This window comes from Mycobacterium sp. OAS707 (assembly GCF_014873705.1).
Lineage (GTDB): Bacteria > Actinomycetota > Actinomycetes > Mycobacteriales > Mycobacteriaceae > Mycobacterium.
The window spans coordinates 696543-710447 of sequence record NZ_JADBDS010000004.1 but is presented as its reverse complement, the minus strand read 5'-3'; the positions used below and the strand labels follow the sequence as shown (position 1 = coordinate 710447).

The window sequence follows — 13905 nt, the reverse complement described above, 5'->3', positions numbered from 1 at the left end:
TGGTTGGGTACTTTTTTCTAAGTTACCCACCAGTAACTGGCCCGAACTATACCCATCAGTAACTACAACTCAAACCCCCCCGGAGCAATTTCCTCCTGCTAAGTAACCCAGTGGTTGGCCGGGAGTCCAAAACCGCAGTTGACACGTGTCTGATCAGGTTGTTCGCCCTGGTGTGAGCTTCATCACGGGCTGTGGATAGGCTGTCCGGATGCTTCGAGTCGTGGTGTGGGGAACAGGGAATATGGGGGCCACAGCAATCAGGTCCGCGGTGGCGTTTCCGGGCCTGGAACTGTCGGGTGTGATCACGTCTTCGCCGGACAAGGACGGAAAAGACGCGGCGGTCTTCGCCCGGCTCGATGCCGACACGGGTGTCTCCGCAACCACCGACGTCGACGCCGCCCTCGCCGCATGCGACGCGGTGGCTTACATGGCGTCCGGCGACATCCGGCCCGACGACGCCGTCAACGACATCGCCCGCTGCCTGCGTGCGGGCAAGCACGTCGTCACGCCGTCCCTGTACTCCCTCTATGACCCGCGGTCCGCGCCAACCGAATGGGTGGAGCGCCTGACGGCGGCCGCCGAAGAAGGCGGGGCCTCGTTGCTTGTCAGTGGCGTGGACCCGGGGTGGGGCAATGACGCGCTGGCCATCATCGCGGCCGGATTGTGCACCCGGATCAAGACCATCAACTGCCAGGAGATCTTCGACTACTCGACCTACAACCAGCCGTACGCGGTCAAGGTGTCGTGCGGGTTCGGCGGCTCCATGGATGAGGTGCCGATGATGCTGCTGCCGTCGGTACCGACCATGGTCTGGGGTGGCAACATCCGGCTCATCGCCCGCGGCCTTGGCATGGAGATCGACGAGATCACCGAGGAAGTCGAGCGGTTGCCGCTCGAAGAGTCCGTCGACACCGTGATGGGCCGATTCGAGAAGGGCACGCAGGGCGCGTTCTGGCTCAAGGTGATCGGCAAGTCGAAGGGGCGCGAGCGCGTCGTCATCGACCACATCACCCGCATCCATCCGTCGTGCGCACCGCACTGGCCGCAGCCCGACGAGGGCGTCGGCGACCACCGCGTCATCATCGACGGGGACCCGCAGCTCACCATCACCAGCCGCGCCGACGTCCCAGGCGGCACCCGCGCTGATGGCGGCAACACGACGGCCGCCAACCGCCTGCTCGGAGCGCTGAACTGGCTCGCCCACCAGAAGCCCGCGATCTACGACGGTCTCGATGTGCCGATGCAGTCAGCGCTGCCGCCGGAGGTCGAAGCGACGCGCTGGGCCGACTAGCTCTCCGTTTCGTCGGGCGCTGATTCCGCGTCGGGTAGCTGGCCCACGAGATACTCGGCCAGCCCACCGATGGTCGGGTAGTCGAACACCGCGGTCGCGTTGATCGTGAACGCACCGCCGAACTGGCTGTGTAGCCGATTGCGGAGTTCGATCGCCATCAGTGAGTCCGTACCCAGGTCCAGGAAGCGGCTCGTGGCGGCGGGGGGTTGCGCGAGCCGCAGGAAGGTCTGCACTTCGCGTTGAAGGAACTCGGTGACGAAGCCGGCGCGCTGCGGCACCGGTATCTCCTGTAGTTGGCGAAGCAACTCGCTGTCACCGGTCACCTCGCCCACGGCACTCGGCAACACGAGGTCGAGGATGGGCGGCCGCGAGCTGCCAAGCACTTTCGCGGCACGCTGCCAGTTGGCCTTGATGACGGTCGCCTGGCCGGTTCCATTCGCGACGACCTCTGCGAGGGCACTGAGCGCCGCCGAGGGTTCCAACGGAATGAGGCCCTGAGCACCGATATTGGCGCGCGCGGCTTCCGACGAGGCCATGCCGCCCTGCGCCCAGGGACCGAAGTTGACGCCGGTGGCCGGCAGGCCCTGTGCCCTTCGCTGCGCGATGAGGCCGTCGAGCAGTGCGTTGGCGGTGGCGTAGTTGGCCTGCCCGGGTGAACCGAACAGGCTGGACACCGACGACGACACAATGAAGAAGTCCAACTCGTCATCCATCGTCAGACGATCCAGATGAATGGCGCCGAATGCCTTGGGCCCCAACGCCGTACGGAATCGCTCCACGCTCTGCTGAGACAGCAGTGCATCGTCAAGGGCACCGGCAAGGTGGACCACGCCAGCGAGCGGCGGCAACTCCGCGCGGATCCGCGCCAGCAGTTCCACCACCTCCGATTCGTCGCCGACATCCGCCGACAAGACGTGCACGCGGCACTTGTGGCGCTCGGTGATCTGCTCGATGGCCTGTTGGGCTTCAGCATCGGGCGCACGCCTGCTGGTCAGCACGAGGTCACCCGCGCCGAGTTGAGCCAGATACGAGGCAGTGTGCAGACCGATCGCTCCGAGACCGCCGGTGATCAGATAGCTCCGATCCGCGCGCGGCTGCAGCGGATTCGGGATCTGCACCACGATCTTGCCGATGTGCCGAGCCTGCTGCATGCGGCGGAACGCGGTCCTCGCCTCGGTCAGCGGGTAGATCTCCGCGGGCAGTGGCGTCCACACTCCCTCCGCCAGTCCGTGCGACACCTCGGTCAACAAGCTGCGAATGCGTTCGGGCTCCTGGATTGTCACCGTGTCCAGCGCCACGATCTCGTAGGCGATGTCGGGACGGACTGCAGCCATCTGCTCCGGCGTCCAAATGTCACGCTTGGCGATCTCGGCGAAGCGGCCGTTCTGGGCGGTGGCCCGAACGGTTGCCTCCAGGAAGCCCTCGTTGGTCAGGCTGTTGAGCACGACATCGACACCCGCACCGCCGGTATCCGCCAAGATCTGGTCGGCGAAATCGGTTGTGCGCGAATCATAGACGTACTGCACACCCATCTTGCGTAGCGTCGCGCGCTTGAAGGTGCTTGCCGTCGCGAAGACCGTGGCGCCGCACTGCTGTGCCATCTGAATCGCCGCCAGCCCGACACCGCCGCTGGCCGCGTGGACGAGCACCCGGTCGCCGGGCTTGAGCTGCGCCCAGTCGAACGCGAGGCGGACTGTCAGTGCCGCGGCGGGGATCGTCGCCGCCTCGACTGCACTCACCCCGTCGGGAATCGGCGCCAGCAGCTGGGCCGGCACGTTGAACCGGCTGGCGAACGCGCCCTGCATGAAACCGTAGACGCGCTGGCCCACCTCGAGTCCGGTGACGCCATCGCCCAATTGCGTGACGACACCGGCGAAGTCGCCGCCGATCGGTCCGGGGTCACCCGGGTACAGCCCGAGGACGTTGAGCACATCGCGGAAGTTGAGGCCCGCGGCCTCCACCCGGACCTGCGCGTAGCCCTCGTTCGGCGGCGCGACATCCCTTTCGGTCAGCCGCAGGTTGTCGATCGCACCGCGTTCCGTTGGCGCGAGGGCGTAGTCGCCGCCGCGCGGCACGGTGAGGTTGCCGCTGCGCGCCCACGGCAATAATCGGGAGGCCAACAACTTCCCTTGCCGCAGAGCCATTTCCGGTTCGTCGACCGGGTGGCCCAGCAGAGTGGACAGCAGCGCAACTGCCTCGGGTGAGCCGTCGCAGTCGACGAGTTTGGCGCGCAGCGCAGGCTCCTCGTTGATCGTGGTGCGCCCGAATCCCCAGAGCGCCGCCTGCACCGCGTCGACCGGCTCACCGGATTCGGTGGCCACGGCCCGCTCCGTGACGATCCACAGCCCGCCGGGCAGTCGCAGGCCACCCTGCACGGTGTGTACGGCGCTGAGCAGGTTGGCGATCTCCGCTTCGAGCCGTGCCGCGGCCTCGGCGGTCGACTCGTCCGTGTTCGGTGCGCTGGCACGCCAGACGACGCCGGAGAACCCTGCGCCCCTCTCGTGCGCCTGCGACAGGACCTGTCCCAACGGCTCCGAGGCGGTGTTCCGATCGAACGGAATGCAGCCAGGCATCTTGGCGGCCAACTCGCCGAATCCGGCGATCAGCCAGGTGCCGCTCACCGCCGCGTTCTGGTCAGCCGACAGTGGAACCTCGTGCCAGCCAAGGGTGTAGAGCAGCCGGGTGGCGTCGCCGCCGAGGCCGCGCAACAACGCCTCGCGCGGCGCGCGTTTCACGGTGAACTCGCGAATCCCGCCCAGATGACGGCCATCTCGGTCGAGGTAATCGATGTCGAAGACCTGGGTTTCGTTGTCGAGGGCGTTCTCGTGCCACCGCGCGCGGCAGTAGAACCGCCGCGGCATCTTCTCCCGCAGCGTCACCTCCCCATACCGCAACGGTAGAAACAGATCGCTAACGCCCTGTTCGGCAGCGAGCAGCGCCGGGAACGCCGGGAAGGCGACACCGGTGCACAGGTCCATCAGCACCGGGTGCATCGGCTCGGTTCCGAGCTGTTCGGCCAGTTCGTCACCGACGAGGATGTCGCCGATCGCCTCGCCCTCGCCGAGCCACAGCGACTTCAGCGAACCGGACCACGTCGGCCCCCACGCCAGTTCCATATCGGCGAACGTGTCGAACAGCTCCTGCGGACGCATACGTTCCAGACGGTCTACGGCTTCGTCGACCGGCTCCTTCTCGGGTGTGGTCTCGTCAGTGCCGGGGGCGATACCGCTGACCACGGTGCCTTCGGCGTTCAACGACCACTCGGCGCCGCGTTCACCGTAGGGGCGACTGTGCACCTGGAACGTCCACTCATTGCCGTTCTGCAGCGGGTGCAGGGTCAACTGCACCTCGCGGGAACTCTTCTCGGGCAAGATGATCGGCTCGTAGAAGAGGACATCCTTCGCATGAGCCGGGGTACCGACGGCGGCCAACGCCATCGCGGCGTACGTCGCTCCTGGCACGATGACGGTGCCGTATATGACGTGGTCGGAAAGCCAAGGCTGCGACTTGACGGACAACCTGCTCGTGTAGACGCAGTCGCCGGAAGCGAGATCCTTGCCATTGCCCAAGATTCCGGAGGACGGCCCGACCCCTCCTTCAATGGCGATGCCGGTCGACTTGGGCCAGAACCGGCGCCGCTGGAATGGATATGTGGGCAGTTCGATTCTGCGACCTGGTTGATGTTGCAGCGCAGCGAAATCGGGCCGTAGGCCGCCGACGTAGGCCGCGGCCAGCGCGTCGGCGATCTGCCGTCGGTCGCTGACGCCCTTGCGCATCGAGACGATCGCCCGCGGGGGAGCCAGGTGCTCCGGCCAGCTCTGCACCGCGGCTCCGGTCAACACCGGCTGCGGACCGATCTCCATCAACACCGAGCAACCCAGCGCCGCCACGGTCCGCACGCTTTCGGCGAACTGTACGGGCTGGCGCGAGTGCCGCCGCCAGTACTGCGCGTCGATCGGCGTTTGTGTGGTGAGCACGGCGCCGGTGCGGTTACAGACCAACGGTAGCGTCGGGACGGCGAATTCGAACTGTGCTGCGTACGACTCGAATTCGTCGAGTACCGGATCCAGCAGTTCTGAGTGGAAGGCGTGGCTGGTCTCCAGCCACGTGCAGCGAATCGCCTCCTCCTCGAACCGGGTGACGACCTTCTCCAGATCCTCGCCAGGTCCCGACAGCACGGTGTTGGGTCCGTTGTAGGCGCCGACCGACACCCGCGGGAACTCGGCGGCGATCTCCTCGACCTGCTTGGCGTCGCTGAACACCGCCACCATCCGCCCACCTTCGGGCAGGCTGCCGAACAGTCGACCGCGCTCGGCGATCAATCGCGCGCCGTCTTCGAGACTGAACACTCCAGCCACACATGCGGCCGCGTATTGGCCCACGCTGTGTCCCAGTACCACGTCGGGCTCGATACCTCGCGACTGCCAGAGCCGAGCCAAGCCCATCTCGACGGCGAATAGTGCCGGTTGTGCAAACGACGTGTGCCGCAGAGACTTTCCAGTTTCTCCGCGGGTCTCTCTATCGGTTGCGAACATGACGTCGAGCAACGGAACGGGCAGGATGTCCTCGACCGCCTCCGCGCAGCGGGTCACCGTCTCGGCGAAAACGGGCTCGGCGGCGAACAATTCACGCGCCATCCCCGGATACTGGCTGCCCTGCCCGGTGAACAACCACGCCGTAGTCGGGGGGTTCGTGTGCTCACCGCGGACGACACCGGGTCGCAGGCGATTCTCGGCCAGGTCGGCCAGGCCAGCCCGGGCCTCCTCGATCGAATCCACGACCAGAGCGGCGCGATGTTCGAAATGCGAACGGCCCATTCCAGCGGTCAGGCACACGTCCGCAAGGTCGGCATCCGCGTGGGCGGTCAACCATTCCTCATAACGCTGCGCCAACTCCACCAAGGCTTCCGGTGACCGCGCGGACAGCGCAAGCACATTGACCGCATGCTCTTGCGTCTCCGGTTCATCGGTGACCGTCGATTGCGGCGGGGCCTCCTCGATCAGCACATGTGCGTTGGTGCCGGTGAACCCGAAAGAACTCACGCCCGCGCGGCGCGGCCTACCGCCCGCAGGCCACGGCGTCGCCTCGTTGACGACCCGCACCGGTAGCGAGTCCCAGGGGATGTGTGGCGACGGGGTGTCGAAATGCAGGCTCTGCGGCAGCAGATCGTGCTGCAGTGATAACACGACCTTGATCAGACCCGCTGCGCCCGAAGCTGATTCGGTGTGCCCGATGTTGGTCTTCACCGAGCCCATCAGCAGCGGCCGGTCGGCGGCACGGGAGGCGCCGTAGGCGACCGCGGCGGCCTGCACCTCGATCGGATCGCCTAGCGGCGTACCCGTCCCGTGCGCCTCGAGGTAGTCGACGTCGCCACCTGTCAGACCGGCGCGCTCCAGCGCCGTCCCGATGAGGCGTTGCTGTGCGCCGCCATTGGGCACGGTCAGGCCGCTGGAAGCGCCGTCCTGGTTGACTGCGCTGCTGGAGATGACAGCGCAGATCCGATCGCCGTCGCGCTGCGCGTCGCTGAGCCTCTTGAGCACGAGAATTCCGCAGCCTTCACCGCGCACGTAGCCGTCGGCGGTGGCGTCGAAGGTCTTACACCGCCCGACGGGGGACAGCATCCTCGCGCGTGAGGCGGCGACGGAGGTCACCGGGCTCAGCAAGACGTTCACTCCGCCTGCCAGCGCCATGTCGCAGTCACCGGAGTGCAATGCCTGGCAGGCTTGATGAACCGCCACCAAAGCCGAACTGCATGCGGTGTCGACCGCTACCGCGGGTCCTTCGAGTCCGAGGGCGAAGGCGACCCGACCGGAGATGGCGTTGAGGGCATTGCCGGTGATGAAGTGGGGCGCGATCTTGTCGAGCGACTCGGCGGACAGCAGATGCGCGTACTCGTTGGCGCCTACCCCGACGAAGATGCCGGTGTGGCTGCCGCGCAATGTCGATGGCGCGTAGCCTGCTCGTTCGAGACCCTCCCACGCCGTTTCGAGCATCAGCCGCTGCTGCGGCTCGATCCAGACAGCCTCGCGAGGGGAGATGCCGAAAAACTCGGGATCGAATCCGTCGACTCCGTCGAGGAATCCGCCGAAGCGCGTGTAGGTCTTGCCGGCGGCCTCGGGGTCCGCATCGTAGAACTCGTCGATGTCGAAGCGATCCTCTGGAACTTCCCGAATCGCATCGACACCGCCGGACAGCAAGTCCCAGAAAGCTTCCGGATTGGGCGCGCCGGGGAAACGGCACGACACCGCGACGATGGCGATGGGTTCGTCTGTGCGTGTCGTCGCCACTGAGGCCCGCGCAGGAACGGACACCTGCTCGCCGAGGCCGAGCACATCGTGGAGCAGGTAGGCGGACGCATCGGACAGCCGAGGGTGATCCATCACCAGGGTGACCGGTATCTCCTTGCCCACTCCTTGTTCGAGGCGGCGCCGCAATTCGACCGCCATCAACGAATCCATGCCGAGGTCGAAGAACCCGGCGTCCTCCCGGATCTCCGAAGCATCGACACGCGTCACCTCTGCCACCGCGTCGCGCAGGAAATCCGTGAGGAGTTTCTTGCGTTGCTGCACTGGCGCATTGGTGAGTCGCTCGACGAACTCGGTTTTGCCCGAGGGCGTCACGGACGGCGCGGCCCCGGTGAATTGGGCGGGCACCTCGCGCTCCAACTCTGTCAGCAGTGCCCGCCTGCCTGCCTGCTGATAGAGGGGCAGGAAGCGGGTCCAGTCGATCCGGGCGACAACTCCCTGCGCGGGCCCCGATGCCTTGGCCGCCGCCACGACGTCGGCCAGGCCCGCCAGTGCATCAGCAGGCGACAACGTCCGGACCCCACGCTGATCCAGTCGTGCACGAGACTCCGCATCGGCCATTCCCGCCGACCATGGACCGAAGTTGATGCTGACGCCAGGGATGCCCTGCTCGCGCAGGCGCCAAGCGAGTCCGTCGAGGAATGCGTTTGCCGCGCCGTAGGCGGTCTGGCCGAATCCGCCCCACACCGAGGCGATCGACGACGTGCTGAGGAAGAAGTCCAAGTTCAGGTCGGCGGCTGCTTCGCTCAAATGCCAAGCACCCCAGACCTTTCCGGCGAAAACGCGGTCGAGTTCGGCGTCGTCCTGATTGCTCAGCGCAGTGGTGCCGATCTCGCCTGCAGCGTGGACGATGCCGGCCAACGGCGGTAGCTCGGCTCCTACGGTGGTCAACAGGCGTGCAACGGCGTGCGCGTCGGCCACATCCGCAGTGACGACACGGAATTCACAACCGTGCTGTTCGCAGAGTGCGTCGATGCGTTGTTGTGCGGCGTCGCTGGGTTCGCTTCGGCCGGTCAGCACCAGATGCCGCGCGCCGTGCGCAGCCAGGTATCCGGCAATCTCCAGTCCTATTGCTCCGAGGCCGCCGGTCACGAGATAGCTGGCGTCCGAGCGCAATTCCATCGGTGTATCGCTCGGCGTTCCCGCGCGCCGAACCAGCCGGGGCACGTAGATCGACTGACCGCGCAGCGCGATCTGGTCTTCTCGGATCGTCGAGTCGCGCGGCGTCGTGATCCGGTTCACCAACCCGGACCATTCGTCGGCTTCGTTTTCCCTGTCTGCCGACAAATCGGCCAGCCCACCCCAGACATGCGGAAGCTCCAGCGACGCGGCGCGTCCGAAGCCCCATAGGCAACTCTGATCCGGTGCCACAGTGTCCGCGTCGGTGGCCCGCTGTGCACCACGTGTCACCATCCAGATGGGGACCGCCAACTCGGCGGCGGTGGCGGCGCGCAGGAGTCGCCGAGTTCCGCCCAAGATCCGGTGTTGCATGCGCAGCAAGGACCGCATCGACGGCGCGGTCACGACGTCGAGCGCCGCGATATGCACGATAGTCAGTGTCGAATCGTCCACTGCCGCAGCGCGCAACGCGTCTGCAAGCTTCTCCTCGTCCGGGTCTGACGCCGGCAGTGCGAGGATCCGGTGCGTGTGTCCGCGGGCTGTGAGCACATCAACGAGAGGTCGGACTGCATCGCTCTTCTCACCGATGAGGATCCATGTGCATTTCTCGTCGGCTTGCGCGCCGGCTATCGGCGTAGGCGACTTGTCCCAGCGGAACTCGTAGCGGTCGTCCGCGATCGATTGGGTCGTCCGTTGTTGATTGTGTTGCGCGGCAAGCTTGCTCAGCACATTCAACGTCTGAGAGTCACCGCTTGCACCGTCGAGCAGCGTGGCGAGTTCTTCGATCCGGCCGTCCTCGAGCAGGCGAAGGGCGTCGCTACTCGCGGGAAGGGGCGGTTCTTGCTCGGCGCGCTGCAGATTGTCGCGAAACCAGTACTCGCGGTGCTCGAACGGGTAGGTCGGCAGGTCGATCTTGCGCGCGTGTGCCTGCCGCAAGGTAGCGAAATCGGGCAGGTGGCCAAGGACATACGCGTCGGCAACGGCCTCGAGGATCTGCCGTTGGTCGGCGGTGGTGGGGCGCAGAGACGTGATCACCCGCGGTGCGGTCGTCGTATCAGGCCATGCCCCAAGGGCGGTGGCGGTGAGTACCGGTCGCGGACCGATCTCGACCAGCAGCTTGCAATTCAGCTCGGCAAGCGTGCGCACGCTCTTGGCGAATTCCACCGGTTGGCGGGCATGACGGCGCCAGTAGGCGCCATCGAGTTTCACGCTCCAGCCGAGCGCGGCGCCGGTCCGGTTGTCGATCAGGATTCGTTGGGGCGTACGGAAACTGAATCGATCGGCGTACGACTCGAATTCATCGAGGATGGGGTCCAGAAGTGCCGAGTGGAACGCGTGGCTGGTCTCCAGCCAGTCACATCGAATACCCTCGGCGGACAGTGCAGCCACCGCCGTCTCGAGATCCTGTGCAGGCCCGGACAATACGGTGTTGGCGCCGTTATAGGCGGCGACCGACAGACTCGGGAAGTCGTCGGTCAGTTTCTCGGCACGCTCCGCAGCGGTGAACACCGCGACCATCCGGCCACCCGCGGGCAAACTGCCGAAGAGGCGACCACGTTCGGCCATCAGCAGCGCGCCGTCCTCGAGAGTCAACATCCCCGCGACGCAGGCTGCCGAATACTGACCGACGCTATGACCCAGCACCACGTCTGGCTCGAAACCCCACGACTGCCACAGGCGGGCCAAACCCATCTCCACCGCGAACAAGGCCGGCTGTGCGTAGGCGGTCTGCCGCAGCGTCTCTGCGCTGTCAGGGCCGTCTACGTCGAAAATCACGTCCAGCAACGGCTTTTCGAGCACATCAGCGATCGCCGCCGCGCAACGATTCAACGTTTCGGCGAACACGGGCTCGGTGTCGAACAGCTCCCGGGCCATGCCGGGGTACTGACTGCCCTGACCGGTGAACAGCCATGCCGTCTTCGGTGCGTCGTGGGATTCTCCGCGAACCAGACCTGGTGCCGGGCGATCGTCGGCGAGCGCGCCGAGTAGCTCGATGGCGGATTCCCGCGAATTGACCACCAACGCGGCACGGTGCTCCAGGTGCGCGCGACCGGCCCCCGCGGTGAAACACACGTCCGCCAGAGGGGCCTCCGGGTGCGCGCTCAACCAGTCGCGGTATTGGTCGGCCACTGCTGCCAGTGCGGTGGGGGTCTTAGCCGAGAGGGGAAGAATGCTGAACCGTCCGTCGCCGGCCTGCTCGACCGGAGTCGGTGCCACAGCGGGAGCTTCCTCGATGATGACGTGAGCGTTTGTCCCGGCGAACCCGAAGGAGCTCACCCCCGCGACACGGGGACGATCACGGCGCTCCCAGGGGATGGTCTGCTTCACCACCTCGACCGGAAGTCGGTCCCAGGGAATGTGCGGCGACGGGTTCTCGAAGTTGAGGTGCTTCGGCAGAGTCTCGTGCTCGAGCGACAGGATCACCTTGATGACGCCCGCGATCCCCGCGGCCGCTTCCAGGTGACCGATATTCGTCTTCGCCGAGCCGATCAACAGCGGCTGGCCTGCTTCGCGTCCGGCGCCGAGCACTGCACCTGCGGCCTGCACCTCGATCGGGTCGCCCAGCGATGTTCCGGTGCCGTGCGCTTCCAGGTAGCCGACGTCGCTGGGCTGCAGCCCCGCATGTTTCAGTGCATCGGCGATAACCCGTTGCTGGGCAACGCCATTCGGCACCGTCAAGCCACCCGATGCACCGTCCTGGTTGACCGCGCTGCCGCGGATCACGGCCCTGATCCGGTCACCGTCGCGGATCGCGTCCTCGAGGCGTTTGACGACGATGACGCCGCAACCCTCGCCGCGTACATAGCCGTCTGCGGCCGCGTCGAACGTCTTGCACCGGCCGTCGGGCGCGAGCATGTGTGCGCTGGAGAACGTGATCATGGTGGCCGGGGTCAGCAGTACGTTCGCACCGCCGGCCAGCGCGAGGTCGCATTCGCCGAAGCGCAACGCCTGGCACGCCTGATGGATTGCCACCAGCGACGAACTGCACGCCGTGTCGACGGCGATCGCGGGTCCCTGCAGCCCCAACCGAAAGCTGATCCGACCCGCTGCTGCGGCGTTCGATGTCCCGATGGCCAAATGGGCCTCGATGTCGGAGTACGCCATCTCGTCGGAGGCCATTGCGAAGTAGTCGTGAGTCGCCAACCCGACGAACACACCGGTGTTGGTGTTCGTGAGGGCCGTCGGCGCGATACCTGAGTGCTCCACGGCGCGCCACGCGGTCTCGAGCAAAAGCCGGTGCTGGGGGTCCATCAACCTGACCTCGCGCGTCGACATACCGAAGAACGGCGCGTCAAAGCCCGTCACATCGTCGACGAAGCCCGCGCGGCGGGTTACGAGCTTGCCGGCCGCACCGGGTTCCGGGTCGAAGAATTCGTCGACGTCCCAGCGGTCCTCGGGCACCTCCGATATCGCGTCCCGACCCTCGCGCAGCACGTCCCAAAACTCATCCGCATCCTTGGCACCCGGGAAACGCGCCGCATAACCGACAATTGCGAAACGTAGGGCCGGCTCGAACGAGTGTTCGGGAAATCCCATGCCGTTGTCCTCCTTACATCGGCGGGTCAGAATGACCCTGCCGGAGATTCGACGCGACCGTAGATTGAACCTCGACGGACACTATTGCACGTGCGGCGGTGGCATGCGCGACGTTGCTGGCCGGGTTCGGATTCGGGTGCGGGCTGGCGCCCGCGAACCGAAGGTATGTTGGTCCAGCCACGAGTGGTGGCGGATCCGGAGCCGGCTGATCGGGGAGGACGAAGTTTTGCGGATTGGAAAGATCACCGTTGGCGCGCTTGGTGAATGGTCACTGCAGCCCGGCTTGGTCACGTCCTGGCATCCGACTGCCGCGGCCGTCGAAACGGCGCGCCGGGCGCCGGTCAGTTCGGTGCCGATCAGTTACATGCAGACGCAACATCTTCGTAACTACTGCAATCGGACAACCGCAGGCTTGAACTTCTCGCGGCAAATCATCGCCAGCTGCGAGATGGCCGGCCAGTGTGACGTTTCTGCCATGGACCAGGCCGTCAACGCGTATCTGCGTCGGCACGACACGTTTCGCAGCTGGTTCGAACAGACCAGCGACGGAGAGTTCGTCCGGCATGCCATCGAAGATCCGGCTGACATCGAATTCGTGCCGATCGAACAGGGCTACCTGACGCTCGACGAGATTCATGCTCACGTGGTGGACATCCCGAGTCCGTTGGAATGGGGCTGCTTCACGTTCGGGATCGTCCAGCAGGAGAGCCACTTCACCTTCTTTGCCGCCATGGATCACGTGCACGGCGACGCGACGCTGATCGGCACCACGATGATGGAGGCCAACGGAATGTATTCGGCGCTGAGCGAGGGCGGTCAGGCCCTCCCTCTTCCCGACGCCGGTAGCTTCAGCGATTTCTGTGTCCGCGAACGCGAGTACACGTCAGCGTTGACGGTGGATTCGCCAGGCGTACGCGCATGGATCGACTTCGCCGAAAACAACCGCGACGGGTTTCCGGAGTTCCCTCTTCCGCTGGGCAACCCGAATGAGTCGACGAGCAGCGACATGACCTCGTTGGTCCTGATGAGCCCGGAACAGACGGAGCGATTCGAATCGGCCTGCACGGCGGCCGGCGCACGCTTCGTCGGCGGTCTGTTCGCCTGCCTCGGCCTGGTGGAGCACGAATTCACCGGTGCTCTCACCTATTACGGCCTGACACCGCGGGATTCCCGCACCGGCGGCGATAATTTCATGACGCAGGGCTGGTTCACCGGTTTGATCCCGATCACCGTCCCGATCGCCGCGACCTCGTTCGCCGATGCCGCGTGGGCGGCGCAGGCCTCCTTCGATTCAGGCCTGGACATGTCGCGAGTGCCGTATTACCGAGTGTTGGAGTTGGCGCCGTGGCTACAGTGGCCGCGACCGAACTTCCCGGTGTCGAACTTCTTTCACGGTGGCGCGGCGCCGCTGAATGCCATTCTCGCGGCCGCCGACATGGGTCTCGCCGACAACGTCGGTATCTATCCTGACGGCCGGTTCTCATACCAATTGACGATCTACATCTTCCGGTACGGGGAGGGGACCGTGATGGCGATCATGCATCCCGACAACCCCGTCGCCAGGAAGTCTGTCACCCGCTACATGGAGGCGATGAAGTCGGTGGCCATCCGGGTGGCTGACAGCGGGCAGTGGGGACGGGTCGCATAGCTTGC

3 protein-coding genes are annotated in these 13905 nt (G+C 65.8%); 2 read left to right on the top strand and 1 reads right to left on the bottom strand.

Annotated features, from left to right (window positions below; translation table 11 throughout):
* The first annotated feature begins 208 nt into the window (after positions 1 to 208).
* Positions 209 to 1291 (top strand): dihydrodipicolinate reductase, encoded by a 1083-nt coding sequence (locus GGC64_RS28515; RefSeq protein WP_192725896.1) that lies wholly within the window; start codon positions 209 to 211, stop codon positions 1289 to 1291.
* On the opposite strand, the gene GGC64_RS28510 is transcribed toward GGC64_RS28515, so the two are convergent.
* Positions 1288 to 12252, bottom strand: coding sequence for a type I polyketide synthase (locus GGC64_RS28510; protein WP_192725895.1), 10965 nt, complete (start codon positions 12250 to 12252; stop codon positions 1288 to 1290). The genes GGC64_RS28515 and GGC64_RS28510 overlap by 4 nt on opposite strands.
* Positions 12253 to 12478: 226 nt before the next feature.
* On the opposite strand from GGC64_RS28510, the gene GGC64_RS28505 reads away from it, so the two are divergent.
* Positions 12479 to 13900 (top strand): condensation domain-containing protein, encoded by a 1422-nt coding sequence (locus GGC64_RS28505; protein WP_192725982.1) that lies wholly within the window; start codon positions 12479 to 12481, stop codon positions 13898 to 13900.
* Positions 13901 to 13905: the final 5 nt, after the last annotated feature.

Excerpts from the sequence above, each read along its gene's own strand:
- GGC64_RS28510 (WP_192725895.1), bottom strand. The coding sequence starts at position 12,252 with ATGGGATTTCCCGAACACTCGTTCGAGCCGGCCCTACGTTTCGCAATT.
- GGC64_RS28515 (WP_192725896.1), top strand. The coding sequence starts at position 209 with ATGCTTCGAGTCGTGGTGTGGGGAACAGGGAATATGGGGGCCACAGCA.